The following is a 25,124-nucleotide window of genomic DNA, read 5'->3' on the forward strand; positions in this document are numbered from 1 at the left end:
CCCCTTTCCGCCGAAACCGCCCTTTTCATGCGCATGAACGGGTCGTTCTCGGCGGAAACCCTACTTTTCGAGGGGTTCGGCGGCTTCCGAAGCCTCGGAAGCCTCAGCGGCACCAGCAGCTACTTGGCCTCGGAAGCTTCAGCAGCCCCAGCAGCAGACGCGTGCCCGGTGCGCTCCATCACGCCCCACTCACTCGACCGGCCCAGGCGACCACGCATAATGCCGACGAGCTGCCATACAAAGGTGAACGGTCGGTAGAAGATCGGCTCAAGCAGTGTGGTCACAATGAGCAACCCCAACTGCCGGTTCGCCGCGTAGTTCTTGAACCACAACAAATCGACGACGAGCGCCGCAATTCCCACCACGGCTGACAGCCCGATGCCGCAGACGAGCACGAGTATGACTGGCGCGATATTGCCGCCAGTTCCGATCAGGATGCATATCGACGTGACAACCCCCACCGCGGCAACGAGCGGTGCAAGATATTCGTACAAGAACAGCCACGGCAGCGCGAGGTTGCCGAGCACACCGTATCGCGGACGGAACACGAGCTTGCGAAACTTCACCAGAATCTCGTCAAGGCCCTGTGCCCACCTGATCCGCTGCGATTTGAGCTGATCGAGTCGCGACGGTACCTCGGTCCAGCACACCGCGCGCGCATCGAAGACGACGCTATACGGGCGCTTCGCCTCAACGGCTTCAGAGTGAACAGAGAGGAGCAGATCCGCGTCTTCTGCAAGCGATTCTGCGGTGAGGCCACCCACCGAGATCATCGCTTCGCGGCGGTAGAGCCCGAATGCACCCGAAATGATCGTCAGGCCATTGCGGCCAGACCAACCCGAGCGACCGAGCAAGAACGCGCGCAGGTATTCGATGACCTGAAAACGCTCGATCCACTTCCTCGGCAGCGCGTATCCGACTGGGTTGCCGCCCTGGAAGGTCATGCCATTCGCTGGCAGAATCGTGCCACCGGCGGCAACAACCCGCGGGTCATCGATGAACGGAAGCGCGAGACGCAGCAGCGCATCTGGCGCCAACATCGAGTCAGCGTCGATCATGCACACCAGCTCACCAGTCGCGACTCGCAGCGCAGCATTTACTGCGTCAGCGCGGCGACCGATGCTCTCCTTCGAGACGACGTGGATCCGCGCCCCACTCGTCGACTGGTACTCAGCGAGGGTTGCACCCTCCTGCAGAATGCTCTCGTCGCCAGATGAGATTGGCATGGGCACCAGGTCGAACGCCTCGATCAGCACGTCAAGCGTGCGGTCTGTTGAGCCGTCATCGGCAATGACGATGTCGAGTGCGGGATACCGGAGATTACGCAACGAGTCGACCGCCGCGACAATGCCTGCTTCTTCGTTGTGCGCGGGCACCAGCACCGTCACGGTCGGCGTCATCGGGTTCGAGAACACCTCGATACTCGAGAATCCCACCGGCCAGCGGGTTTCCTTCGAGATGCGTCTCGCGGCGATGATGACGAGCGTCAACGTACCGATGTTGTAAATGAGGTAGTACACGCTCAGCACGAGCAGCGTGATGAAGAGGAAGATTTCCCAGCCGTTCATCGTCCAAGCTCCTCTTCGATCGTGGGGGCGTCGGTGGGCGCGGATCCGCTGCGCGATGAGCAGGCGAAAATAGCGTTCGTGAGTTCGGTGGTGAGCAACGTTCCCTCAGCATCATCGAGAGCGTCCCTCAGATACGGGATGCTTTCGGGAAGGCCCAGCTGGCCGAGGCTCTTCGCGGCGCTACGGCGGACTTCTTCATCAACATCGCTCAGGGCAACGTGTAATTTGGGCGCAGATTCCTCGCGACCCAGCGCGCCAATCAGCATCGCGGCAACGCGGCGTGCGGCCGAGCTCGGCGCTCGCAAGTTTGCTTCGAGTAGTGCGGTGTCCTGCGGCAGAATTCGCAGGATCGACATTGCGCCAACGCTCGGTGGCAGTCGATTTTCCCGGATGGCGGCGAACACATCGCCCGCATTTTCGGCGGTGCCGAAATAGCCAAGCAGTCGCGCTGCGCCTGAACGTACGCGCGGGTGCGGATCATTGAGAAATTCAGTGAGAAGCGCACGCGCACCGGGTTGCTCAGTCAGCACCAGAAGTGTCAGGCCTCGCAATCGCAGCGCTGGTTTGCGCGCGGTCGTCCACCGGTCAGCAACCTTGAGAAACCGCGAACGTTCAAGCCACTCTGCCAGCACGCGCCGGTCCGTGACGGTCATGTTCGTGAGCAGGCCGATCGCAATGTCTGCGACTTCTTCCCAGCTCGCCGCCCCTCGATCGAGTGGTGGACCGTCACCTTCAGCGCCGTCGATGAGCTGATCAAGGATCCGCTCGCGACGTGTGCGCCGCATGTTGGTCGAGATCTTGGACCCGATCGCGATTGAAATGAGCACGATGACGACAATCACCAGCAGCGACCAATAGAACCACTGCACTGAGGTTCCAAGCCAGTCGACAAACTCAATCATCTGCGTGCTTGCCCGCACTCGTTCGTGGGCCCGCGGTGGCCGGGTCAAGTGCGTTCACTTTATCGATGAGATCTGCAGCAGCGAATGGCTTGACGAGGTAGTCGTCTGCACCTGCGGCGAGCGCGCGCTCTTTGTCGCTGCCCTGTGAACGAGCGGTGAGCATGAGGAATCGTGTGGGGATCGCTGGATCAAGTTCAATCAACCGCTGGATCATTTCGAGGCCGCCCATGCGCGGCATCATCCAGTCGACGATTGCGATGTCAGGCGTGCTTGTGCGTATGAGGTCGAGACCTGCAAGTCCGTCAGACGCGCCAAGCACCTCGTGTCCGAGGCGTGTCAGCCTTCGCACGAGCAGACGGTTGAGATCTACCTCGTCTTCCACCACCACAATTCGCATATATCTCCCTGGTACTAGCGAAGTTACGGATAAGCTTCTCACAGAAATTCTGACCGAGGAGTTACCTTGCGTAGAGACAGCCTGACGACGCTTTTACGTGGCGCCGATCTTCGTGTGCGAACGAGCTGGATCGCTGTGTTCCTCGGCCTCATGTTTGGCCTGAGCATGCTCATGGTCTACCTCCGTTTCCCTGGCTCTTCCACCGCGCCTTGGTGGCCCGCGGTCGGCGTCGCAGTGCTCGCGGCGCTCATCGCACGCAGGCGACTTGATGTGGTGGTGATACTTGTCGCAGTGCTCACCGCGATCGCAAACATGGTGACCGGCACGGTGTGGTGGGTCGCAATTTTCTATGGCATCGCGAACGCCGGTGAGGTGTGGATCATCACCCGCATCATGCGGGGCAAGCCGGGCAAGGTGACGCTCCCCTTCCGTGCAGTCGACCTGCTTCGGTTTGTTATTGCAATCCTGCTCGGGGGCTTGTTCGCCGGTCTGTTCGTCGGTCTCGCAGTATGGCTCAACGGCGGCGACTACCTCGCAGTGGGCGGCTCAGTTACCGCGTCCCATGCAAGTGCAACGCTGTTGATCGCAGGTTTCGGTGTGATTCCGTTGGACTCGATGCGGTTCCACCGTCCGATTGAGTTTGTCGGTCAGATCGCGCTCCTCGTCGCCTGTGTGCTTGCTGCCTTTGGCCCCGGACAAGAACTCCCCGTCACCTTCCTGCCCTTCCCCGCACTTGCATGGGCCGCTTTCAGGTTCGGTGCAGGTGTCGCTCTCATCGAGATTGCGGCCACCAGCATGCTCATCGTGTTGCTCGGCATTAATGGTGGTGGCCCGTTCGCCGCGGCAGCTGCTGGCGAGACAATGATGTTCTCCTGGCTCAACCAAATATTCACGCTCTCGATCGGCATTCCGCTGCTGCTGCTTGCGGTCTTGCAAGATCAGCGCACCGCGCTCCTCAAGCGCCTACAGTTGCGCCAGGCACTCCTGCACAAGTCGCTTGCGAACGCGAATAGCGGCTTCATCGTGCTTGAGCGAGAATCCGACGGCTTCTACACGCTCATCGAAGCAAATCCCGCTGCGACCCAGCTCATGCCTGGCTGGCGCGGACTCAAACAAGATGACGGCACGATCACCATTGCTCCCGCCCTTGAGGCGTTGCCGGGTGTCGCCGTCGTGCATGACCGGCTCTGGCACGACACCCGCAAGTGGGGAGGCAAGGAGCTCGACATCCGCATCGCGCAAGTGGGCGCGGATCATTCCACCGTCATGATCCAGGCCGTTGACATCACGCAGGAACAAGAGAAGCGCCGCGCACTCAAGAGCGCACTCGAACAGGAGCGTGCGGCGAACCTCGAGATGCGTGCGCTCAATGAGCAGAAGGACGACTTCGTGTCGTCTGTCAGCCATGAACTTCGTACTCCAGTGACGAGCATTCTGAGTTACTCAGAGGAGCTCGAGGACATCGTCGAGAGCGACGAAAAACGAGAGATCGTCGCAGTCATCTCACGCAACGCAAAACGGCTCGCTGACTTGGTCAATGACATTCTCACGCTGTCGCGCATGGGTGTCGACACCAACCCTCGGGCGCGCACCTGTCAGCTCGCCTCGATGTTGAGTGATGCCCAGTGTGATCTTGATCCGCAGGCCCGCGCGAGGGACATCGACCTCAAGGTTGAGCTGCCCGACGACACTGCCGTCCTTGCAGACGAACTCTGGCTGCAGCGAATCCTCAATAACCTCCTCACCAACGCGATTAAGTTCTCACCAGCAGGCGCGAAGATTCGGGTTTCTGCCGAACCTGCCGACTCAACGATGGTCCTGCGCATTGCCGACGAAGGGCCTGGACTTTCCGAGCGTGATCTCGAGCGAGTGTTTGAGAAGTTCTATCGCGTGCACCGCGCAGAGCTCGGACACGTGCCAGGTACCGGCCTTGGCCTCCCCATTGTGCGTGAACTTCTCACACGCATGGGCGGCACCATCACGCTCGAATCAGACGGTCATTCGGGAACCACTGCAGTCGTCACACTCCCCCGACCTGACGCTGCGTCGCCACCATCGTCCACGCAGTAAAACATCGCTTACCGTTTTCATGCAACAGGGAGGGCCTGTGACAACTCTGCACGAGTTGTCACAGGCCCTCCCTGGATCTATCCGCGTGTACAGATCCGCTTACCTACGTGCTGATCGCCGCGAGTAGGCAAATGCGCCTGCTGCACCGAGCAACAGTATCGCGCCAGCGACGCCTGCCCACAGCACGATGTCGCCACTGCCGCCAGTGTTACTCAGACGACCGGTGTTCACCGTATTTCCGGTCTTACCTCCAGGCTTGACAGGGTTGTTGCCGTCGGCATCAGCACCGTCGCTGCCATCGCTACCATCACTGCCGTCAGACTGTGCAAGCGTCGACGCTGTGGCGGTCTGGGCGGCACCGACACGATCGCCCTTTCCGAATGCCGTCAGCTGCACTGTATATTTCGTGTTCGGCGTGAGGCCCGTGAACCGGTAGCTCGTGGGGAGCGGCGAGTCCGTCAGCTGGCTCGCCTCGATCTCGTTTCCTGACGCCGCCTCGCCCTCAAACAGCGCGATCACATAATGGTCGACAGGAACACTTGATCCGCGCGCTGTCTCGTCGGCGACGTTCGCGACCGGTGCGTCCCACACAAATGTGATGGAGTCAGTGGTCTGCTGTGATGATTTAAGGCCGCTCGGTGCTGCGGGAACCTGTGCCGGCAACGCGGTGTCAATTGTTTCCAACAGGCCAACCGCATCTACTAGCCCCGCGCCGAAGACGTGCTCGCTCGCAAACCTTGATGCGTAGGGGTTGATCAAAGGATCACCATCGATGTTGTCTCGTGCGGTATCAATGGTGAACTGCGTCAGCTCTGAGCCGGTGAGCTCTGGCCGGTACGAGAGTGCCAGCGCTGCAACAGCCGCGGCGTTCGGGGAGGCAGCAGAGGTACCAGAGAATCGGTACACCGTCTGATCGTCTTCAATGTCGTCCTCACCAAAGAAGGTGGTCTGGGTGCCGTCGACAGCGACCACGTGTGGCGTACCGACAATTTCTGGGGCTGCCAGTCGCGCCGACGGATCCCTGGTTGCCACGCGCTCAAAGAGCAGGGTGCCCGGGCCAAGTGACGAATACCCCCGCATCTCAGTGGGTGCTTCCCAATCGGTCGTGCCGACACTGACCGCAGAGCCGTCGGCTGCGTGCCCAAAGACGGACTCGCCAACCCAGTCGTGAGTGTTGTCGCCCATGAACTGTCGCTCGGCGATGGCGTCTCCCCCGCGGATGAACTGTGTGTACAGCGCAGGAAGCGCCGCGGCCGGGTCGTGGGCCGCACGCACGATAACCATACGCACCTTCGCGTTCAACGGAATGGCCACGTTGCCGCTCAACGAGGCGTATGGGCCACCCACCATCCCGAGTTCGTCAATAAACTCGGGATCCGCTGTGGGGTCAAGCTCATTGTAAAACTGAACCTGCAGCATTGTGGAGACACCAAACATTGGTTCGCCCACTGCGCCATACACCTGGAGCGGGTACTCCGAGGCGTTCTGCGAGGCCCTTGTGGTCAAGGTGTCATATGCAATTTGAGCGCCGTCAGTTGGATCGAAGTCCATGCAATCCATCCCCGCTTCCGAAGCGGGCACCTTCTCAACAGTGCTTCCGTTCAGGACGTTCACGGTGACCCACGTCGGGCACTCCATTGGACGGTATGCATTGGTCTGCCACGAACTGTGCGGAAGCCCCTCGTTCGGGCCTGTGCTCGATGTTGCCGTCGAGTTTCCCGCTGAGGTGAAGTATGCGACGTCGTGTTCTTGTTTCACCGACTCAATAGTCGCCGAGACAATACCCTGCTGGTAGTACGCCTCAGAGGTCCAAGAAATATCGTCAACAATGATGTCTGCACCTGCCTCAGCAAGCGCTTCGATGTTCTCTGCCATTCCGAGTTCACTGAGACCAGAATCGGCAAAGAGCAGCTTCGCGCCCGGGGCGATGCCATGCACGAGCTGCGTCATCGCTCTGCCCTCGTCGCTGCCATCAGTACGTTGGTCTGACAGCACCGTCACTTCTTGTGTTCTGCCACAGGGGTTTTCTGCGCCAGGTAGGGCCCCACTCTTGACATCATCCTCAAACGCAACAGGCGTCGTCGTCTGAGCGAACGAGTCCGAAATGATGCCAATCGTTACCCCGGTGCCGTCGACGCTGAAGTCTCGACGGGCCTGGTCAGCCCGAAGCGGACCATCTGCTTCGATGGGAATCGGGCCACAGTGGTCGGTCGCGGCTGATACTGCCGCCGCCTGAGCTGTGCGGTGCATCTGCAGGCTGTGGCGCAGTCCATCAAGGGTGTCTGAGGAACGCGCGCTCCCGACGAAGGGCGCAAGCGTCGGGGTCACACTCGCAATGCCGTCAGTCTCAGCAAGTACCGCAAGAAGCTCGGGGGCGACACGAATCTCAGCCGCATCGAATCGGTCAAAGACCTTGTCGACCTGCGCCTGCTCCGAGAGTACAGCAAGCGTTGTTTCGCTCGGAGCTCCCTCGAAGAAGACCGTTGCGCTCACTCGACTCGCGTCGTCAAAGCTCAAACTTCCAGCGCCATCGAGCGGCAATGACGCTGATTCGCTGATCTCGTCTGGCGCAGCACCTGCATCGGCAGCCGCTGCTATCTTCTCCGCGAGGGTATCCAAGCTTTCCTCCGATACCGGCTCTTCAGCAGAGGCCGGTACTGAAAGCGAGATGCTGCATAAGCTCACCAGTGAAACGACGGCTGCGGCCGCCAGCAAAGACGAGGATCTGAGTCGCATGTTTACTCCTTGACTGCGCAGGGAGCCCATTCTCCCGAATTCCAGACGCACGTCCGAAGCTAGCCCGTTGAAACCAAGTTCTTTGGGCGTCAGTGCAAGTTGTTCGCAAACTGGACGAAGTGTGCGCGAACTCGCGCTCGTGCCTCCAATTCAGCGCAAGATCCGGTCAGTCCGCCGCAAGTCAAACATCAGGGTCAACGGGGCTGCTACACAGTTACGTGACACGTCGCATGCGTGTCGAGAAGAAACAGACGGATCTAGGGGTCAAGCCTTCAACAACGGCGATGAATCGGTTAGCCGATATGAGCATCCTATTTTCAGTGAGCAGACAAAAACTACTGGAACTTACACACCAAGACCCGACATAAGATCTCGCCGTCTCTGCGCAAAGTCGCAGTAATGTATCCAGTCTTTTCCAAATCTCGGAAGGGCTAGCATGACAAAAACATATCTGAACTACGAATGGCTACGCTAATGCGGCTTTTAGCATTGGACATCGCTCTGGGTGCCTTTTGGCATTCTGGTGCATCGCTGACGCGGGGAGCATGTACGCGATGGAAGTTCCAGTGGGGTTCAACCAAGCTCTGATGCTTCCTCATGAGGTCTTGATGTGGGTTTCAGCCCACGCTTCACTGCTTCTGATAATTGCTGTGGATGTCTGTCTCATCTTCGGTTGGCGACGTGTATCCAAACCTCAGATCTAGTGCGTCTGCAGGGCGCAGGTTGTCCGGGCCATAAACGGTACGAAGCCGGGTCAAGCAGATCGCACAGGGAGGTGAGATCCTGAATCGCGAGTTCCACCGGGCAAGCACCCTCACTGCTCAAGAGACAAGGACCACATTCGGCAAAAGGTCCAGGAAGCCAAAACTGGTGACGAAGCGGGGCCTTTCGATTTTAAATTGATCGGGTATTTTTTGCACCGCGAATACTGTTGGACTGGCGGAATCACACGGTTCGGATGTGTGAGTGTCAGTTGATTTCCGTTGCTTCTCGCCGGATATATGGCACGGAACTCAGCTATTCATTTGCGAGCGAGAGTGTTGAGAAGTCCAATGCTTCAGTTTCTACGTATGTCTCGTACGAGAATTCGCTCATAGAGATAATTTCCAGTTCGATTGAGGACACTTGGTCATCGGAGTGACTTAGCCACCCTTTCGATAACGCCTCGCCCCACCAGCGCCATAGCTCGACAAGAGCAATGTCATTGTCAGCAACCGCATTTTGAAGAATAAGGTCAGATAGCGTCTCAAGATCAAGATCCTGCGGCCTCATACCACCTCTGCTACCTGTCACGTTCTGTGTCGACCATACCCAGTCGTCAGGCTTCATGTCGGCAGGCGGGAGGAAGTCCGAGGGAACCAGTACGTAGATAACAAGGTTTCTGCCTGGACGATTCCAGTCCGAGCAAGCAACTCTAAACTCCTCAACCCGGCCCAGGATGGTGGCAAACTTCGTACGCTTGGAGTATCCATCGGCGACCTTACGTTGCAACTTCCGAAGAGCTTCATGTACTGCGTCTGGAAACGCAAACCGCGAGAACCCTCTGCCGATTCGCGCAGCAAGTTGCGCCGCCTCTTTTCCGCTTTGCTCATCACTGGTGCGGTCCAGAACTCTCAGACCGGCTAGAGCACCCCTCGAAACCGATGTAACTCTTTCAAGGTCGGCCACGCGATTAAGTGAACTACCAACGAGAATACGAAGAGGTCGCTGACCCTTTTTAATTTGGGAAATCTCAGCCGGTAAACATGCCACAATTGGTGCTACCAAGACACGATTCTTGGTAGAGGTTTGGACCAGGTCGCATGTCTGACTTACTAAAACAACCCCGTCCGGCGTATCAAGATACTCGACCTTTCCATCTTCTACCTCTGACCAGTAACCCAAGCGGGGCAGCTCGACGATGTCTCCTTGCGCTGCAGCACTCCATTCGAGCAACGAGCCAGAGTCACGACCTTCTACGCTCACAGCCCGAATCGCTCCTCCACCGGCACCATATACTGAATCCGTTCACTTCTTGAATCTTCTTCAACGAACTGCCGAAAGAGGCTCGGACCCGCAGAGGAGTCAAGGAGACGTGCCCTCCGCGCCTCCGGTGTCTTCGAGGGCAAACTAAATATGAGGTTGCTTAGGGCCCGCACACGCTCCTCTCTGGCAGGCGCAATGGTTGCGCCTGCAGCCCAGTTATGAACCGAACGTCTCGAAACACCCAGAAGACGACCGAGTTGGTCGGCAGTAAGACCAGAGTCTGTTTTGAGCTCTGCAACGAGTACAGATACGTCTCGGACCTTGGCAGGAACCTCAGGTTTGACCGTTTCTACAACAAGTCCCTCGGTGAAAGTTGAGGAGGTCTCACTCCTAAGAATCGTAATGATCCAATCAAATGGCGAACGTCTGGCTGAGCCAGTGCCACGATGCCCCCAAGGCGCACACATCGCACCTTCCCATGAGGTAATTCCGCTTCCCGTAGTTGGCAAGGTAATAGTCATGATGCACCGTCCAACTGATCCTCTGTCCCCTCCTTCAAGACAAGCTTGAAGAAATCATAAACAACATCAGCTAATCTACCCACGTACTCACCGGTCGCAGAAGGGTCATAGGGCAATCGCTGCTCCACAAATGCATCGAGGTCAAGCACCCAGGTCTTCCCTGTTACCTGCGGGATCGCGGGGTCAGGAGTCTCTCCCGGCGCAAGAAGCCCAGAACGCACATGCAGGGTGACTTCTTCTGCCTGGTAAACCGCTTGATTGAAGCTCGAATGCAGTTCGATGTCGCCAGCAAACCCATCAAGCTGGTTGTACCCGAGAACAGCGGGGATAAATACATCACCGAGACGGGGTATAAGCTGTTCATCCGCAATGCGGTTCACATAGCGGATGCCGGTTCTCTCTATAGTTCGAACCTGAAGCTGGCTGCTCAGCAGTTCGGTCACCACGCCAAGATGTTTCTGGAGTTCAGCGAACTCATATGCCTCATGACGGACACAAAAAAGACTAATAAAGCGCTTAGTCAAATGGATTCCCCACACATCATCAGTTGAGCGCCACTGGTAAGCCGTTTCTCCGGGGATAGACGTAACGCCCTCTGGAGTGATCTGAACTCCTGTTTCAGTCACCTCGTTGAACAAAGGGAAGTCATTCAGTTGGTCGCCGAAATCGAGCGCGAGGGATCGGAAGTCTCGCATGAATCGCCCATGTTCAGGCCAGCGAATCTGCACAAGTACCAGTTCAAGCGGAGGGTTGTGAATGGCTATCTTGCGTTCAGAATCGCCTGTGAAGGGTCGGAAACGTGTTCTCTCTGCCATACTTCACACCCTACTTCACACCCCTGACAATCACCATAGATCCGCATAGAAGTTTATGGCGGAGGGTTGTCCTGGAGGAAGATTCACTTCGACCCCCGACCATCACTAGAACCCACCGAAACCTCGTGGGGATTCAGAAGATGTAATCATCCCTCGTGGCTCCGACCGGTATCGATCCGGTGACCTTTCGATTTTCAGGCGAGCCCCACACGAACAATTAGACGAAGAAGCGCAAGATCAACGGCGACGCGACTTACTCAAAGCTTTGGAGCTGATCGGCGCAGAGTTGCCCTGTCAGCGGCCAATTTCAGCGACTCGAACGAACGTGAGAACGGGAGAAATTGAGACGTTCGATATGCGGTGCAACACCCGGAAAGGCCGTATCTGCCCTTCGTGCGCTGCGCTCTATCGAGGTGACGTAAATGCAATCGCTCGCGAGGGTATCCACTCGGCAATGGATCAAGGCGACCAGATCGTGTTTCTAACGGTGACGCTGCCTAGCTTCGGCAAAACGCACTGGGTACCAGAAGCTTCCGACGTGTTGGTGACTGCCAAGCAGCGGGCGAGCTGGGTAGCAAAGAAGCGTAAAAAGTGCTCGTGCGGTGTAACTCACAAACAAGGCGATAGTCGCTACAAGGGGCTACCGCTGCCGGGGTACGATTACGACAAGCAAGCTCGCTGGAATTCTGGCGTTGGGCGGCTTTGGTCGCGTACCGCTGATGAACTGACTCGGATTCTAAATGTTCGTGAACCTCGGTGGTTCAATGCCAAGACGGGGCGCTGGAATCGAGGGAAGCTAATTCGGCTCCCTGCTATCGGGATCGCTGAGTTTCAGGCACGGGGAGCGGTGCACCTCCATGTGATTATGCGTGTGCCTCACGCCCAGGCTGAAGCCATGGAGCCATACAAGGATGATTCGCTAGGCAAGGGCACGGTTCGCCTTGGCAAGATTGAGGAAGTATCGCGAGCAATTAGGGCGACTATTGACGGCGAGAAAATGTACTGGGGCACCCAATGTGTCGCTAAGATCGTGAACTCTGAACGTTCGATGGTGCGTACCGCTGGGTACCTCTCGAAGCTAGTAAATTACGCTTGCAAGGATCTCGAAAAGGACTTGGGTCAAGAGGTGGCCCACTCCCCCGAAGTTGCCAAGCATCACAAGCAGCTCAACGCGGCTGCATGGCGGCAACACTGAGGCATTGAACCACCAGAGGACGCAGAAGACCTTACCGATGCCAACGTGCGCTGGCTATTGTGTGAAGCTGCGCACCAAAAGCGGGATGACTTTCAACGAGGCTGCAAGGGGAGGCGGCATCGTGAGTGGGGGCACCGCGGCTATACCGTGCGGCGCTCGCGTACCTGGTCGCTGCTGAATCTGGGCCGGTGCCGCAAGGCGCGCCGCAAGTTTCACGACCCCGAAACCGAACCCAGCTCGCGTGGAACCGAGGCCTCGGAAGAACCGTTGGAATCGCCGTGGGTATGGTCGATCGCCGGGGTTGCTGAACGGCAGGAGTTCGCACGGGAAATCGCGCGCCTGTTGTAGCTGTTTCACGGCAACCGTAGCGAAGCGGAGGGCGGCAGCCTGACTTCTAACGAGGTCGGGCGCTTTGGCATGTCTACACGTCGGTAACTTGCGGTGCGGGCACCGCGCGACCCCCGAGAAACCGACGACGCGGGCGCGAGTGCCGATCGATCACGCGCGAGCACGCGCCGCAGGCGCGCGCGCAGGGCGTGGAGGAGGCCGAAGCAGCCAAGCGGAGGAGCTTTCGCGGGGGTCGCCTTGAACTTGCATAGAAAGTTACCGGAACATTCCAGCAAGACGGCGTTGACGCGTCTTGTGTACGTCTAAATGCCTGACCAGTCTAAGACTGAGGACTTTCGATTGGGTTTTCGTCGATAAGTGCCACCCATCCACGCATCACGTCCAGGCCATCAACAAAGAACGTCAAACCGTCTCGGAGCGTGCGCAATGGCTTTCGCAATTCTCTCGACATTTTTTCCAAAGGCTCGATCTGTGCAATCATCTGCGCAACGGCCCCCAGCCCCTGCTCTGCTTCAGGCAGAAGAGCTTTAATGCTTGCAAAGAAGGAGTTGAAGTGATCAAAGGTGCTGGAATCTTCAGCAATCTCTTGTGGCGCTTTCGCGATCATCAATCGCACACCCTGATCCACTTCGTTCAACGAACTAGCGAAACCATTGCCGAGGTCACGAATTTCTTCCGAGGGGTTCCTTAGCGTGTTTGCAAGGTCTCTCGTCACCCGGAGCCTCGTTGCCAGCGCCGCATTCGGGTTACTGTTTGCATTTACATCATTGGTCGCTGCCTGCATCGACTCCCCAATTTCTTGGATCGCCTGACCAACCTGTTCCATGATCTGCATCATCTCCGGCAATGCAGATTCCATGGACGCAAATGTTTCCAAATCCCCGGGAGATTCGTCCTCATCGTCTTCCGTATCCATCGACACCGGGTCTTTAAGAGCTTCTTCTGCGATTTCGTTTGCCTCGACAAGGCGCTGAGCCAGGTCGTCTACCGCCCGTCGATATTCGCCAGTCCCCACGTCTTCGTACTTCAAGTCCAACCAGACAGACCACTGGAACTTCTTGGCCAGCTCCATTAGCTCATCATTCGACTCATCTTCGTCGAGCTGCGCAACGCGTGTCCAGATAATAGGCAACACCAGATCTTTGATCCCAAGCCGTTCCGCCCGGCGAGCGAAAAAGTTGAGTTCTCGACGACACTCTTCACTTCTGAAGTACCTAGGCGTGATCACCGGAACAAAGAATGCAACCGAAGCCAGGCTGTCATCAATCTCGTTCCGCCAGTCGTCCCCCCATTTCAGTTTTTCACGGTCAACGAAGAGGTTGATGGACTCGCCCGTGAGCATTTCAAATTTGCTGCGTACGTCGCTTGCAAGCTTTGTGATTCGCCCACTCTCAGCATCATCATCCGCATGCACATAAGACCAGAATCCGCTAATTTGAGCCATATCCGTGAACCTACCTTTTCAGTGATGTAACAACTCGATTGTCGCAACCCGTCCCCAACGGGCAAAGTGCTAGAAAGAATTCACTCTGGCTTTGGCAACGACATTGGACGTGAACGCCAGCGAGAGATTGTGGCAGAACTTGAATCGATGCGTCGTGACGTCTCAAGCAGAGTAAATGCCGAAAGCCTGCCCGAATATTCCGCAATGATGCGAGTGCAGACGTCGAGTTCGCTGCGAAGTCGGCCCAACTGAGTCAGCATCGCGTCGATACGTTGCGTTTCGTCACTGTCAGGATTGTCGGCAACCTTTAGCGTCTGAATAATTCCGGGGTTGGCGTCTCCGAGAATTGCGAGGAGGTCATCTAGGTCTCGTGCATCTCGCGATGGGTAGAAATCTTCAGGCGTGTCATACGTCGGGGGCGTGGGGGTGCGTACCATGCCGCCAGCCTACCTCTCGGTTTGAAAATATGCAGACTTCATGCAATAGGCCGTACTTGCAGCGTGGAAGTTAATAGTCCGGTTGTAAGTCAATGACGGTTCGTGCAACCTCATGCTTGCACGCTGAAAGTTTCAGTAGCTTTTGAGAGATTGGATCACCGATGGCCTACATGTTGCGCGAAGACGAAGACTTCAAGATCATTGGAGTTTTCCCGAAGAATGACGAAAACGGCGTTCAGAAGAAGGAAAAGGACACTAGCCAGAATCTATGGTCACTCCAGGCTCTGCACACACCTCGCAACGGCGGCCGTGCAGCCCTGGCAATGATTACGTTTGCGACGAATCAGGACATCACAGCACTACCGCCCATGGCGTACAAGCCTGTTGATGTTGAGGTGGATCACTACTCCGTCGGCACCAGCAATGGCCTCTGGTTCAAGTGTGCGGGTATCGCCGAGGTATCCGCTGCCGCTACTAGCCGTAAGGATGCGTAGCGCTCATGGAGACGGTTCGGAGGACGACTGAGCGTCGCGGCCTCGGTATGAATGTTGCTCTTTGGCTCATTCGCGGCGTATTTGTCGGTGCTGCTACGTGGGCACTGCCTGGCATTCTTACGGCGACTTGGATTCAGCCGCTGCTGGATAACGCCTGGATTTACTCGACGGTGTTCGCTGTGTCCGTGTTTGGGCTGCTTGCTTCGTTTGCGCGGCGGGGGTAATTAGCTGCCGCTTGTTGGTCGCTGTGTCCGGTAAGGCCGGCTACGGGTTCGATGCCCCGGCACAGTACGAAATGTATTCGAGATTTAAAGAAAGGCCGGCTAATGGCTTATGAGAATGGCTCGCTTACAGAGCGGGCGTTAGGTGCCTCGATTAAGGGGCTGGGTGTGGGGCTTTGGTGGTTACTTCGGACTTGGGCGGTGTCGCTCGTTTGGGTCGTGTTGCTGCTGTTTGTGTTGCAGATGCCTCGCCCTGTTGGTGCGGTGTTCGCGCTGCTGCTTGTTGTTGTGGCTGCTGCGCTCTGGTTCATCCCAGGCGGTCGCACTCGTGGTTTGGCGCCGTTCGTCAGTGATTGGAAGCGTTACCGTACCCGGCTTGCTGCGCGCAAGAACCGGAAGAATGGCTATCTCGTTGGCCGTGATTTGGGCGTACTCGTTGGGTATCCTGCCGAAGAGGAAGCTGCGCGTTTGAAGCGTGGCGGTAAATGGCTTCCGAATGCCTCGTTCATCGTTGTTGAGGGTGTCGGCTATTTCCGTGGTCGGCAGCAAGTCGCTAGGACTGACGAGCAGATTGTAAAAGCTGCTGAGGCGCTGGCTCCTACTCTCGGTTATCCGGCTGAGCATGTTTCGCTTGAGCGTCCGGATGCTTCGTCGGTGCTAGTGACGTGGCGGGCTGGTGCTGGTCGCGATTTGTTGGCTGAGTCGGTGCCGTTCCATGCAGATGCGTCGGCGGTGGCCGGTGACCCGGTGCTGATTGGTCAGACCTCGACGGGTGAGCCGTTCCGTCTAAACATTTGGGATAGGCAAGGGCTAGTTTTGGGCGCATCGGGTTCGGGCAAGGGATCGATTGTCTGGTCAACAATGTTGGGGCTTGCACCTCAGATTCAGGCGGGCACGGTCAAGGTAATCGGCGTTGACCTCAAGGGCGGCGTTGAGCTTATGACGGGTCGCGGGTTGTTCGACTCAGTGGCGATCACGTTTGAACAGGCCGCGGCTGCGATCCGCTCGCTGGCCGAAGAGGTAGACCGACGTCTGGAATACATGCGGTCGGTTGGGAGTCGTAAGCACGTGCCTACGGTCGAACAGCCTGCACTGCTACTGCTTGTGGATGAATATGCGTCGCTTGTTTACACTGCGCCGGACACGAAGAGTCGTAACGCGGTCGAGGCTGATTTGAAGCGCATTCTGTCGACGGGTCGTGCTGCTCGCATTAATGTTCTGGCACTCGCCCAAGACCCTCGCAGCGATTCCGTCCTTGCGAGGGCGCTTTTCACAAACGTCGTGGCGCTGCGGTTTCGCACTAAGGATGATGCGGCGCTTGCACTGGGTGCGGCGGTGGTTGATGCGGGCGCTGAGTGCCACAAGATCAGCCAGTCGATGCCGGGTACGGGCTATGTAGTTGATTCGGACGGTTCGGGTGAACCGATCCGGTTCCGGGCGTTCTGGTGCGACGATGCGCTAATCACGAGCATGGCTGAGAAGTATGGCAAGGCGGTGGATCATGTCGATGCATAAATATGCGTGCGATTGCGAGTGTGAAGAATTCAACCCACCCAAGTTGCGGATCGATCACCACTTGCCGGGGTGTAAAGAGCGCTCTACGTCAACGAACTATGAGTATCGGAGCGACTTCTACGGGACATGTACCTGTTTCACCGAGCGCTTCAGCGAGATGCAAAAAGAGCGCCGAGCGCAATTCATGGGGTTCTGGCTCTCGTTGCGTGCAGATGAGCGTGAGTGGTTCCAAGAAGAAATGGCGCGGGTAGCGCAAATTCGCTCGATGATGATGGGGAAAAAATGAAAAAGCTCAGCAAAACGGCTGTTGCTCAAATCGAAGCTGCGGGGCTAACCGTTGCTCAGTACACCGCCCATTGTGGCTTCGAACCTGACGAGTGGGGCGGCGACGAGCTTTGCGCCTGCGTGGACGACCGGTGTACGGGGCACCACCACGGGGACTTCGAAGAGTGCGGGTGCACCGCGTATTTCATCGAAGAGATTCAGCTAGCCATGGAAGATAAGGCAGCGCTTGAAGAGTTCCGGGTGTATGTCGGGTTCTTGAATGCCCGTGAACAGAAGCTATTGGCAGGAGTTCTAAATGAGTGTGCGGCAGGAGGTAGCACCGGTGGGCAAGCAGCAAACAACGTTGAATGACGTTTGGGAAGAATACGCATCTGTGGTGCTCGATGGCTGCACCGCGCGCACAGCCTACGTCTATAGGAATGCGTTCAAGAAGCGCGTAGCGCATACTCTCGGCGTGCTGCCAGTTGCTGACATTGGGCCGCTCGATGTACGCAAAGCCTGGGCTATGTGGTCGGGGTCGCAGTCCTCCAAGGTTGACGCACTCTCGGTGACCTCCAAAACGCTGCAAGTTGCGCTAGAAGCAGGGCTAGTGCAATCGAACGTAGCTCGCGGCCTGCGGCTGAAGCGTCAGCCTGAGAAGTCGCCCGCATCTCGTGCGTTGACTCCTGCTGAGTTGTCGGCGTTCATCGCTCGGGTGCCTGCTGGCCCATACCGGCGAATAGTTCAGGCGCTCGCATACTCGGGTTGTCGCCTCGGGGAAATCTGCGGCCTAACTCCTGCGGATATTGATATGGGCAACAGGTTAATTCGGGTGGCTCGCTCACTTTCGCCTGATCCCTCAGGCAAGCTCACGATGGGCGATACGAAGTCACATAAGGTGCGAATGGTGCCGGTCTTGCCCCAACTTGTTCCGGTGCTCGAAGAGGCAATGGCTGGGCGCGGCGCACACGACCTAATTTTTGTTGGGCCGCGTGGTGGTGCGCTTGATGCTTCAAACCTCGCTCGGGCGATTGGGTTGCATAAGTGGCGTGACGAAGTACGCCTATATCCGCTCGGTGAACGCGCGTTGAGGCTCAACGATCTACGGCACACGGCCTGCGTGCTGATGCTTCGCGCCGGGATACCCGCAAACGATGTTCAAGCCCTCATGGGCCACTCGTCCTTGGCAACTACGCAGATTTATGCGCGGGCCGATTCGGCTGCTGCTATGCGTGCCGGTGAGCGGTTCGGAGCTTGGTTGGCAACCACCACAACGGGCGATAATTCGGTGCCCGGTTTTCCTAAGGCTCACGAAATTAATCGTCATAACAGCGGGGTCGCCGCGTAACTATGTGCGGCTTGTGTGAAAGGTCTAGCGTCTTACGCGAAAACGGGGCTGACCAGGAAAAACAAATGAACCCCCGCGATGTAGAAGCTACGCGGGGGTTCGATGAAGGTGTAATACTCCTTCGTGGCTCCGACCGGCATCGATCCGGTGACCTTTCGATTTTCAGCCGAAGTATCGTGATCCATTCAGCTCGGCTACACCTAGCTATCAGTACGCTCGAGGTTCGTGCCGTCAGCATTCACGCGGAAGTTTGCTGAGCGGTACGCGTCAGACAGCGTGAAGTTCACGACCACTGGGCCGGTGCGCTCGTGGGTCCAAGGATCTTCTGGATCATCCGAGAGCATGCGCGAGACGTTATACATGAGCGAATCGCGCGCCGCATCAGTGTCGATTTCATCTGCAACAAGCTCTGCGGCTTCGTCAATGGCGCGAGCCACTGCTGCTCCGTCGAGCTCTGTCATGTCAAAGAATTCCCCCGCCGACTCTGGCTGAATCGAGCCAGCGCCCGTGTAGGTCACGCTTCCTCGACGCACGTACCAGGAATCCACATTCAGACTTCCGGGCTTTGCGGGAGCTTCGATCCGCACCAAGTCGTCTGAGACAGTGATGCTCGTGACGCGCTCCTCGCCAGTTTCAGCGGCGAGAATTTCGAGCGCACGCTCCAACGGGAGCGGCTCACGCAGGTCAGCATGCAAGTGACCCTCTGGGATCGCCGCCAGCGTCTCGGCGAGACCAGCGCGGTATGGCAGTACGACCGCGGCTCCGGCGAGCAGACCCGCAATCACAAAGACCGCGATACGGAGTGGGCGACCGCGTCGACCGGTGCCAATAAGTGGGGCACGTCGCGTGCCGTTTGCGCGGAGTCCGCCCGGAGCAGGGCGCAGCACCGGACCGGCCGCACCAGCAGGGGGCAGCTCGGTGTCAGCCCAAATCTCAGCACCAGCATCATGTTCTGTGAACGCAACGTCTGGTTGGCCTGCAGCCAGCACCGCGACAACATGCCGCGAACCCGGCTGGAAGCGCGGGATCTCCGTCAGCAGCACCACCCGGCGCGCGACCGTGCGGTACGCGCTTTCGTTCACGGGCCGCACGGTGAGCTCAATCTCGCAGAGCGGCTGCTCATTGATAAACGTGCCCGTCTGCGTGAGTGAATCTACGCGCGCAAGTGCGATCCGCCCCTCATCAACCGCCGCAGCAACAAGCTTCGGGTCACCCAGCTGTACGCCCCGCATCGACCGGCCGATACCGAGCAAGACCGCCGAGAAGACGAGCACGATGATGCCGACGGGAAATGCCCAGGAGGCAGCACCAGGCGGCCCAACAATCGCTGAAACGATCCCCCCGAGAATGATCCCGGAGCCGATAAAGCAGAGCAGGCGAAGCATCTCTTTAGCCTAACGAAGCAATTGGGAGTCATGTTGCTGGGTCTGGTCATTCTGCTTGTCGGCGCACTGGCGATCCCGTTCGAACGTCGCTTCCCACGCACTTCTGTCTGTCGCAGCCGCAAGAGGCTCTCATGCAGGCACGATTCGACACTGCCATAATGAGTGCATGCAGTCCTCATCGCGCCTCCCCCATGTGGTGCGCGGATCAAGCGCGGCTGCGATTGCAACGTTTGCAGCACTGTTCTCACATGTGCTCGGCGGCGGCGCAATGCCTGGGCCCCTCGGAATCCTGGTTCCACTGCTGTTGTCACTCATGGTCAGCGTGCTGCTCGCGGGGCGAAAGCTCTCACTCGTCCGGCTGTCTGTATCAGTGGTGACGAGTCAGATCCTGTTCCACTCGTTGTTCGTGCTCGGCACGCCAACCACGGGCGCTGCCACGCAAGATGCGCCTGTCAGCCCGCATCTCGCACACGGGATGATGCCGTCACCGATGCCGATGCCTGTCGTTTCTGAGCACACGATGTCACAGATGCACGGTGGCGCTGCGATGTGGCTTGCGCACCTTGCAGGAGCCCTGGTGACCATCGCCTTCCTCTATCGGGGCGAACAAGCGATCCATCACCTGCTTCGGGTCACCGAACAGTTCGTTGCGTGGGTGCGACACAGTTTCACCCCCACGATTCAGATTCCCGTGCTGTCGGCTCCTGCGCGGGTGCAACCGGCCGAGGCAAAGGGCTGGACAGTATTGTCGCAGATTCATGCCTCGACGCTAAGCCGTCGTGGGCCTCCGGCCTTTTTCCGGATCGCTCGATAGTTCTCTCCGCGGCAGGCACGTCGCTTGCCTGGAGAGTCAGTGCTGCCTGCCTGTCTGCCTGCCTACCTACCTGCCCGCTTACCCGTGTGCAGTGCCGCTACTAGGCAGACAGCGAAGTGGGCATGCCTTCCGCGCTCGGTTGCGCCTCAATAGGCGTACCCGTTCAAGCGTTCGGTACGCACGAACGTGCGCCTGAACTGACATTCAGCGATCCGCACCCCAGATTTCCCACGTCATATCTTCTGACGCGTGCCAGCCCGAATGAGCTGAAGACGCCTGTATTGGCGACCCTATTTCGCTCAGACGGCTCGTGCACGACACATCTTTACTCGGTGCATACGATGCGCCGAATCATACGAAAGACATACGAGAACCAATAATGAATCTCACTGAATCATCACGCCGCCCGTTCATGCTTACCGGCGCTGTAGCGCTTGGCACGATTGCACTTGCGTTTGGTGGTGCGACCGCCGCAAACGCCCATGTCGGTGCGAAGCCAGACACCAACGAGGCAGGCTCGTACGCAGTCGTAGCGGTCAGCGTTCCTCACGGCTGTGACGTCTCGCCAACGACGAAGGTGGCGCTCAAGATTCCTGAAGGAATCAACGCAGTGACTCCGACCCGAAACGCCTTCTACACGGTGGAGAAGGTCATGGAGAAACTGGACACCCCGATTAAAGACAGCCACGGCAACGACGTCACCGAGCGAGTTGCCGAGGTCGTCTACACGGCAACCACGCCGCTGCCTGCTGATCAGCGTGACGTGTTCGAACTGTCGTTGCAGATCCCTGAGGACGCCGCCGGCGAAATGCTGTTCTTCCCGACCATTCAGACCTGCGAAGTCGGCGAGACCGCGTGGGTGCAGATGCCCGCAGACGGGCAGGATCCGCACGAGCTTGAGCTGCCTGCCCCGAGCTTCGAGGTGGTTCCAGCAAGTGGTGAAGGTCACGGTAGCCACGCTTCCGAATCAGCTGAAGCGCACGGCACGAATGAAACAGCGGCGAGCGCTCAGTCGCCGCTCGTGATCACCTCGCTCCTGGTCGGCGCTGCAGGACTCGTCGCTGGCGTGATCGCTCTGATCCGGGGACGTAAGCAGGCATGAATCTGACCGTCTCCGGGGAACGATCCGCGCGCAGGAGGTGGATCAGCATCTTCGTGCTGCTCACCGCCTTACTTGGGCTGCAACTCGCCTGGAGTGTTGGCAGCTCACCGGCGTTTGCCCATGCTGAACTGCTCGAAACCACACCAGGCGACGATGCGGTGCTCGATACCGCGCCGGAAGCGGTCGAGTTGCGATTCAACGAGCCGGTACAGGTCGTTGACGACGCGATGCGATTGTTCCCCGGAGACGGCACCCCGGTGCCCCTCACGGCCCGGTCCAGCGATTCCGCTGTCATCATCGCGCTTCCAGACGAGCTTGGAAACGGCGCATATACGCTCGCCTATCGCGTGGTGTCTGCTGACGGACATCCGATCGGGGGTGCGCTCACTTTCCAAATCGGGAAGGGCGAGTATGCCGCCCCGGATTCGGGGGCTGCCGCAGCCGATCCCGTCGTCACCGAAACGATTGTCTCTGTCTTGACGTTCGTGCAGTATCTCGGGTTGCTGTCGCTTGCGGGGCTGGTGTTCTTCAGCCGTTTCGTGATCCGCGCCCAAGGCGGTGCCGATCTGCGCATTCGTAGGCTGAGCCGCATCGCCTACGGCACAGCAGTAGTGGCATCGCTGGTACTGATTCCGGCGTCTGGTGCGCGAGTTGCTGGGGAGGAGTTTGTCACCTATCTCTCCGAATCTGGTGATCTCGTCTTCCTCCCCTCAAGGTCCTGGATGTCAGGCATCTCTTGGCGACTTGTCATCGCTGCGGTGCTGGTGGTCGGGTTGGGCCTTGCGGCGCTGCTCATGCACACTCGTGCTCGTCTGCCACGCTTGCAGCTCTTTGGGGTGCTCTGCGCGGTGGGTGCGCTTTCCGCGCCCATGCTGATCGGACACACGCAGACCGTGCAGCCCACGTGGGTCATGCTCCTCGCAGATCTTGGGCACTTGGTCACCGGCGCGTTCTGGGTCGGCGGGATCATTGGGTTGCTCTGCGTGCTTTCCGCGGTGCGCCCAGAAACCTCTGACGCGGAACCGGGCGTTCATGTACACGCGGTCATCGAGGTCGTGGCTCGGTTCTCGCGCTACGCGTTGATAAGCGTCATCGTGCTCGCGATCAGTGGTGTCGTTATGGCGTTTCTCATCGTCGGCTCGTGGGGAGCACTCTTCGGTAGTGATTACGGGCGCATTTTGCTCATCAAGCTCGGCGTCGTCGCAGCGGTGATTGTGCTCGCTGCGTGGAACAGACTCTATGTGCTGCCCCGCATCAGCAACCAGCCCGGCGAAAAACAGCAATGGGCCAGTTTGCGCCGCACCCTCATTGGTGAAGCCGTCCTGCTCAGTGTTGTCATTGTGGTCACGGGGTTCCTCACCAACACCAGCCCAGGCGCAGCGCATGCACACCACCACGGTGGAAGTGTCGCAAGATCCGTTGCCACGGAAGCTCGCCTCGATGCAAGCTCTCAGGGCATGACGGTTGACGGTGCTGTCGCCCCGGCGACAGTGGGTGAAAACACGCTGACGTTCCGCCTCGAATACGACGGTGAACCGGTAACGAGCGACGAGGTGACCCTCGAAGCGAGGCTTCCTGAACAGCAGCTCGGGCCGTTCACCGCGACCCCGCAGTTCAACCCGGAAACCGGCGAGTACGAGGCCCGGATGACCCTGCCCGTTGCCGGTGAGTGGCAGGTCCAAATCGCGGTGCGGATCGACACCTATTCACAGCCCATCGCCGTGATTCCTGTCACGGTCGAGTGAACCAGGCCCCAACAACGAAAAAGTCCCGGAATCCGATGGATTCCGGGACTTTCTTGTCGGGCTGACAGGATTTGAACCTGCGACCCCTTGACCCCCAGTCAAGTGCGCTACCAAACTGCGCCACAGCCCGATGTTATTTGGCTCTCACCAAGCAACCACTCAATACTAGCGAGTAATTCTTGTTTCACCGATTCGAGCGCACGTTATGGGCATGTTCTCGCGTAAATCCGCGGAAAATGCTGAGCCGCCTGCGTGCAGCGCCGCGCGTTTCGTGACGTACATCCGCTGGCCGAGTGCTGGTCGCGCGTTGGTCGAGCGAGCCAGGTAAAGCTAGCCGAGCTGCACAGCTTCGCGGTCGGGCTCGTCGCCGAAGACAAAGGCTCGCCCAGTGAGTGATGCAACCGTGATCCGCACAAACTCCATCTTCACCGTCGCGACCATGGGGCGAAGTGGGAGTTCTTCGGCCCGCTCAATCTCACTGAGTTTCTGAATGCGGTGCGCATTCCCGCGGATCACGACGCTCCACCCGCGCTGGTCATCGTACGAGTCGACCTCAAACAGCACCTCGTGGTTCACCACCAAACTGGAGAGCTTCGTTCCTTCAGCGGTACGAAACACGATGCTTCGGTCATCCACAACATAGTTGACCGGGACGATGTCAACGAGGCCTGCAACGTTGGTGACGATACGGCCGACGCGCTGCGTTGCGAGTCGTTCCCAGCTGGCGTCTTCGCTCAGCGCGGTGATGGGGACTTCACTATTCATTCCTCCATCCTTGCGCATCTGGGCCCGCTTTTGTGGTAATTCGTAATCTCCGTTCGAATGTCAGAACCCTCCGATACGCTAGAAAAATGAGCGATACTCGGAACACCGGAGATGTCTGGGTCGAAGCCCCCGACGGGGCTCGATACTGGGGCAAATTCGGTGCTGCCGGGCTCCTCGCCTATGACCGGGCGCGTGATGCGATACTCATGCAGCACCGCGCGAGCTGGAGCGATCATGGTGGCACCTGGGGTATTCCTGGCGGCGCACTGAATGCAGACGAGTCAGCCATCGCTGGTGCGATCCGTGAATCGCAGGAGGAGGCCGGAGTTCCCGACGACGCTGTGCAGGCCCGCTACACGCACGTCCTTGATCGAGGTGTCTGGTCGTACACGACTGTCGTCGCTGAAGCGGTTTTCCCGTTCGAACCCGAAATCACCGACGCAGAGAGCGATGCGCTTGCATGGGTGCCCGTCGACGAAGTGGCTGCGCTCCCCCTGCACCCGGGGTTTGCGCAGAGCTGGCCGTTCCTCAGCACGCTCGTACGCGCGACCCCAACGGTCGTTGTCGACGCAGCAAATGTCATGCTCACGATGTCTGGCACCTGGTGGCGCGACCGAAAAGGCGCAACAGAGCGCCTGCGTGACCGCATCAACGAGGCTGCACCGAAGGGCATTCGCCCTGGATTCATCGGCCTACCGCCAACCGAAGCACCCGGTCTCAGTCAGGTCTTCCCAGAGTGGATCTTTGTGACCGAGAGCACCGCCCGCGGCATTTCGTCATCAGAACACGTGATTGCTGTCGATGCTGTTCACTCGGGTGACGACACGATCGTCGACCAGGTCCGTGCTGCGGCGCTGAACGGCAACACCATCACTGTCGTGACAAACGATGATGAGCTGCGTGTCAGGTGTTCAGTGTCTGGCGCTGGGAATTTCCGTGGCGGATCACAGCTGCTCCTGCTGCTTCCAGAAGAACAGACAGCGGCGTAGCGCCCCTCCCTCGTACCGCGCGTCGGCTGTGTGCCGCGCGTCCGAGGTGTGCTGCCCTTCGGCAACTTTCGGATGGTCGGCAGC

Annotated in this window: 22 protein-coding genes and 1 tRNA gene; 12 read left to right on the forward strand and 11 right to left on the reverse strand. The window is 58.4% G+C overall.

The features are described from left to right. Positions 1-119 precede the first annotated feature (119 nt). The 3 genes from FW756_RS09910 to FW756_RS09920 are packed head-to-tail and all read right to left on the reverse strand — an operon-like array spanning position 120 to position 2,867. Complete coding sequence (locus FW756_RS09910) at positions 120-1,568, reverse strand: glycosyltransferase (RefSeq protein WP_446429982.1); 1,449 nt, start codon at positions 1,566-1,568, stop codon at positions 120-122. Next, on the reverse strand, positions 1,565-2,470 hold the full coding sequence (locus tag FW756_RS09915) for a HEAT repeat domain-containing protein (RefSeq protein WP_446429983.1): 906 nt from the start codon (positions 2,468-2,470) through the stop codon (positions 1,565-1,567). Before FW756_RS09915 ends, FW756_RS09910 begins: the two co-directional genes overlap by 4 nt. Then, positions 2,463-2,867 carry a response regulator transcription factor gene (locus FW756_RS09920; RefSeq protein ID WP_446429984.1) on the reverse strand — a complete coding sequence of 135 codons (405 nt, stop codon included), beginning with the start codon at positions 2,865-2,867 and terminating at the stop codon, positions 2,463-2,465. Before FW756_RS09920 ends, FW756_RS09915 begins: the two co-directional genes overlap by 8 nt. Before the next feature lie 66 nt (positions 2,868-2,933). Between FW756_RS09920 and FW756_RS09925 the strand changes: the two genes are divergently transcribed. Next, a complete protein-coding gene (locus FW756_RS09925; protein ID WP_446429985.1) occupies positions 2,934-4,937 on the forward strand; it encodes an ATP-binding protein in 2,004 nt (667 codons plus the stop codon). A 99-nt stretch (positions 4,938-5,036) separates the two neighbouring features. Here FW756_RS09925 and FW756_RS09930 read toward each other — a convergent pair whose 3' ends face one another. The 3 genes from FW756_RS09930 to FW756_RS09940 all read right to left on the reverse strand — a co-directional run bounded on the left by FW756_RS09930 (position 5,037) and on the right by FW756_RS09940 (position 10,974). Beyond that, a complete protein-coding gene (locus FW756_RS09930; protein WP_446429986.1) occupies positions 5,037-7,673 on the reverse strand; it encodes a S8 family serine peptidase in 2,637 nt (878 codons plus the stop codon). A gap of 1,017 nt (positions 7,674-8,690) precedes the next feature. Further along, the gene (locus FW756_RS09935; protein WP_446429987.1) at positions 8,691-9,638 is read right to left on the reverse strand and encodes a hypothetical protein; all 948 of its coding nucleotides are present in this window, start codon (positions 9,636-9,638) and stop codon (positions 8,691-8,693) included. 517 nt (positions 9,639-10,155) lie between these two features. After that, the gene (locus tag FW756_RS09940) at positions 10,156-10,974 is read right to left on the reverse strand and encodes a TIGR04255 family protein (RefSeq protein ID WP_446429988.1); all 819 of its coding nucleotides are present in this window, start codon (positions 10,972-10,974) and stop codon (positions 10,156-10,158) included. Positions 10,975-11,260: 286 nt separating this feature from the next. On the opposite strand from FW756_RS09940, the gene FW756_RS09945 reads away from it, so the two are divergent. Further along, complete coding sequence (locus tag FW756_RS09945; RefSeq protein ID WP_446430040.1) at positions 11,261-12,169, forward strand: replication initiator; 909 nt, start codon at positions 11,261-11,263, stop codon at positions 12,167-12,169. A gap of 667 nt (positions 12,170-12,836) precedes the next feature. Here FW756_RS09945 and FW756_RS09950 read toward each other — a convergent pair. Both FW756_RS09950 and FW756_RS09955 read right to left on the reverse strand, forming a co-directional pair. Beyond that, entirely contained in the window at positions 12,837-13,961 is a 1,125-nt protein-coding gene (locus FW756_RS09950) for a TIR domain-containing protein (RefSeq protein ID WP_446429989.1), read from the reverse strand. Positions 13,962-14,041: 80 nt separating this feature from the next. Then, the gene (locus tag FW756_RS09955) at positions 14,042-14,398 is read right to left on the reverse strand and encodes a hypothetical protein (RefSeq protein WP_446429990.1); all 357 of its coding nucleotides are present in this window, start codon (positions 14,396-14,398) and stop codon (positions 14,042-14,044) included. Between the two features lie 161 nt (positions 14,399-14,559). Here FW756_RS09955 and FW756_RS09960 point away from each other — a divergent pair, with 161 nt between their 5' ends. The 6 genes from FW756_RS09960 (at position 14,560) to FW756_RS09985 (ending at position 18,240) form a co-directional block, all read left to right on the forward strand. Further along, entirely contained in the window at positions 14,560-14,892 is a 333-nt protein-coding gene (locus FW756_RS09960; RefSeq protein WP_446429991.1) for a hypothetical protein, read from the forward strand. Between the two features lie 5 nt (positions 14,893-14,897). Further along, positions 14,898-15,116, forward strand: coding sequence for a hypothetical protein (locus FW756_RS09965; RefSeq protein WP_446429992.1), 219 nt, complete (start codon positions 14,898-14,900; stop codon positions 15,114-15,116). Between the two features lie 198 nt (positions 15,117-15,314). Then, positions 15,315-16,628 carry an FtsK/SpoIIIE domain-containing protein gene (locus tag FW756_RS09970; protein ID WP_446429993.1) on the forward strand — a complete coding sequence of 438 codons (1,314 nt, stop codon included), beginning with the start codon at positions 15,315-15,317 and terminating at the stop codon, positions 16,626-16,628. After that, positions 16,615-16,914 carry a hypothetical protein gene (locus FW756_RS09975; protein WP_446429994.1) on the forward strand — a complete coding sequence of 100 codons (300 nt, stop codon included), beginning with the start codon at positions 16,615-16,617 and terminating at the stop codon, positions 16,912-16,914. The genes FW756_RS09970 and FW756_RS09975 overlap by 14 nt, the downstream gene beginning before the upstream one ends. Continuing rightward, a complete protein-coding gene (locus FW756_RS09980; protein ID WP_446429995.1) occupies positions 16,911-17,264 on the forward strand; it encodes a hypothetical protein in 354 nt (117 codons plus the stop codon). The genes FW756_RS09975 and FW756_RS09980 overlap by 4 nt, the downstream gene beginning before the upstream one ends. After that, a complete protein-coding gene (locus FW756_RS09985; protein ID WP_446429996.1) occupies positions 17,209-18,240 on the forward strand; it encodes a tyrosine-type recombinase/integrase in 1,032 nt (343 codons plus the stop codon). The genes FW756_RS09980 and FW756_RS09985 overlap by 56 nt, the downstream gene beginning before the upstream one ends. 200 nt (positions 18,241-18,440) lie before the next feature. On the opposite strand, the gene FW756_RS09990 is transcribed toward FW756_RS09985, so the two are convergent. Then, positions 18,441-19,625, reverse strand: coding sequence for a hypothetical protein (locus FW756_RS09990; protein WP_446429997.1), 1,185 nt, complete (start codon positions 19,623-19,625; stop codon positions 18,441-18,443). Between the two features lie 166 nt (positions 19,626-19,791). Here FW756_RS09990 and FW756_RS09995 point away from each other — a divergent pair, with 166 nt between their 5' ends. The 3 genes from FW756_RS09995 (at position 19,792) to FW756_RS10005 (ending at position 23,286) form a co-directional block, all read left to right on the forward strand. Beyond that, complete coding sequence (locus tag FW756_RS09995) at positions 19,792-20,439, forward strand: hypothetical protein (protein WP_446429998.1); 648 nt, start codon at positions 19,792-19,794, stop codon at positions 20,437-20,439. A 379-nt stretch (positions 20,440-20,818) separates the two neighbouring features. Then, the gene (locus tag FW756_RS10000; protein ID WP_446429999.1) at positions 20,819-21,541 is read left to right on the forward strand and encodes a YcnI family copper-binding membrane protein; all 723 of its coding nucleotides are present in this window, start codon (positions 20,819-20,821) and stop codon (positions 21,539-21,541) included. Continuing rightward, positions 21,538-23,286 (forward strand): copper resistance CopC/CopD family protein, encoded by a 1,749-nt coding sequence (locus FW756_RS10005; protein ID WP_446430000.1) that lies wholly within the window; start codon positions 21,538-21,540, stop codon positions 23,284-23,286. The genes FW756_RS10000 and FW756_RS10005 overlap by 4 nt, the downstream gene beginning before the upstream one ends. A gap of 56 nt (positions 23,287-23,342) precedes the next feature. Here FW756_RS10005 and FW756_RS10010 read toward each other — a convergent pair. After that, a tRNA-Pro gene (locus FW756_RS10010) sits at positions 23,343-23,416 on the reverse strand. A 200-nt stretch (positions 23,417-23,616) separates the two neighbouring features. Beyond that, positions 23,617-24,051, reverse strand: a complete 435-nt coding sequence (locus FW756_RS10015) for a pyridoxamine 5'-phosphate oxidase family protein (protein ID WP_446430001.1) — start codon at positions 24,049-24,051, stop codon at positions 23,617-23,619. Between the two features lie 86 nt (positions 24,052-24,137). Here FW756_RS10015 and FW756_RS10020 point away from each other — a divergent pair, with 86 nt between their 5' ends. Continuing rightward, a complete protein-coding gene (locus FW756_RS10020) occupies positions 24,138-25,040 on the forward strand; it encodes an NUDIX hydrolase (protein ID WP_446430002.1) in 903 nt (300 codons plus the stop codon). Positions 25,041-25,124 lie beyond the last annotated feature (84 nt).

It is taken from the genome of Leucobacter sp. 1207-22 (assembly GCF_052850455.1).

Bases quoted from the DNA above. Each gene is read 5' to 3' on its own strand.
- FW756_RS09910 (WP_446429982.1), bottom strand. From the start codon at position 1,568: ATGAACGGCTGGGAAATCTTCCTCTTCATCACGCTGCTCGTGCTGAGC.
- FW756_RS09915 (WP_446429983.1), bottom strand. From the start codon at position 2,470: ATGATTGAGTTTGTCGACTGGCTTGGAACCTCAGTGCAGTGGTTCTAT.
- FW756_RS09920 (WP_446429984.1), bottom strand. From the start codon at position 2,867: ATGCGAATTGTGGTGGTGGAAGACGAGGTAGATCTCAACCGTCTGCTC.
- FW756_RS09930 (WP_446429986.1), bottom strand. From the start codon at position 7,673: ATGCGACTCAGATCCTCGTCTTTGCTGGCGGCCGCAGCCGTCGTTTCA.
- FW756_RS09940 (WP_446429988.1), bottom strand. From the start codon at position 10,974: ATGGCAGAGAGAACACGTTTCCGACCCTTCACAGGCGATTCTGAACGC.
- FW756_RS09950 (WP_446429989.1), bottom strand. From the start codon at position 13,961: ATGGCTCAAATTAGCGGATTCTGGTCTTATGTGCATGCGGATGATGAT.
- FW756_RS09955 (WP_446429990.1), bottom strand. From the start codon at position 14,398: ATGGTACGCACCCCCACGCCCCCGACGTATGACACGCCTGAAGATTTC.
- FW756_RS09960 (WP_446429991.1), top strand. From the start codon at position 14,560: ATGGCCTACATGTTGCGCGAAGACGAAGACTTCAAGATCATTGGAGTT.
- FW756_RS09965 (WP_446429992.1), top strand. From the start codon at position 14,898: ATGGAGACGGTTCGGAGGACGACTGAGCGTCGCGGCCTCGGTATGAAT.
- FW756_RS09975 (WP_446429994.1), top strand. From the start codon at position 16,615: ATGTCGATGCATAAATATGCGTGCGATTGCGAGTGTGAAGAATTCAAC.
- FW756_RS09980 (WP_446429995.1), top strand. From the start codon at position 16,911: ATGAAAAAGCTCAGCAAAACGGCTGTTGCTCAAATCGAAGCTGCGGGG.
- FW756_RS09985 (WP_446429996.1), top strand. From the start codon at position 17,209: ATGAGTGTGCGGCAGGAGGTAGCACCGGTGGGCAAGCAGCAAACAACG.
- FW756_RS09990 (WP_446429997.1), bottom strand. From the start codon at position 19,625: ATGCTTCGCCTGCTCTGCTTTATCGGCTCCGGGATCATTCTCGGGGGG.
- FW756_RS09995 (WP_446429998.1), top strand. From the start codon at position 19,792: ATGCAGTCCTCATCGCGCCTCCCCCATGTGGTGCGCGGATCAAGCGCG.
- FW756_RS10000 (WP_446429999.1), top strand. From the start codon at position 20,819: ATGAATCTCACTGAATCATCACGCCGCCCGTTCATGCTTACCGGCGCT.
- FW756_RS10005 (WP_446430000.1), top strand. From the start codon at position 21,538: ATGAATCTGACCGTCTCCGGGGAACGATCCGCGCGCAGGAGGTGGATC.
- FW756_RS10015 (WP_446430001.1), bottom strand. From the start codon at position 24,051: ATGAATAGTGAAGTCCCCATCACCGCGCTGAGCGAAGACGCCAGCTGG.
- FW756_RS10020 (WP_446430002.1), top strand. From the start codon at position 24,138: ATGAGCGATACTCGGAACACCGGAGATGTCTGGGTCGAAGCCCCCGAC.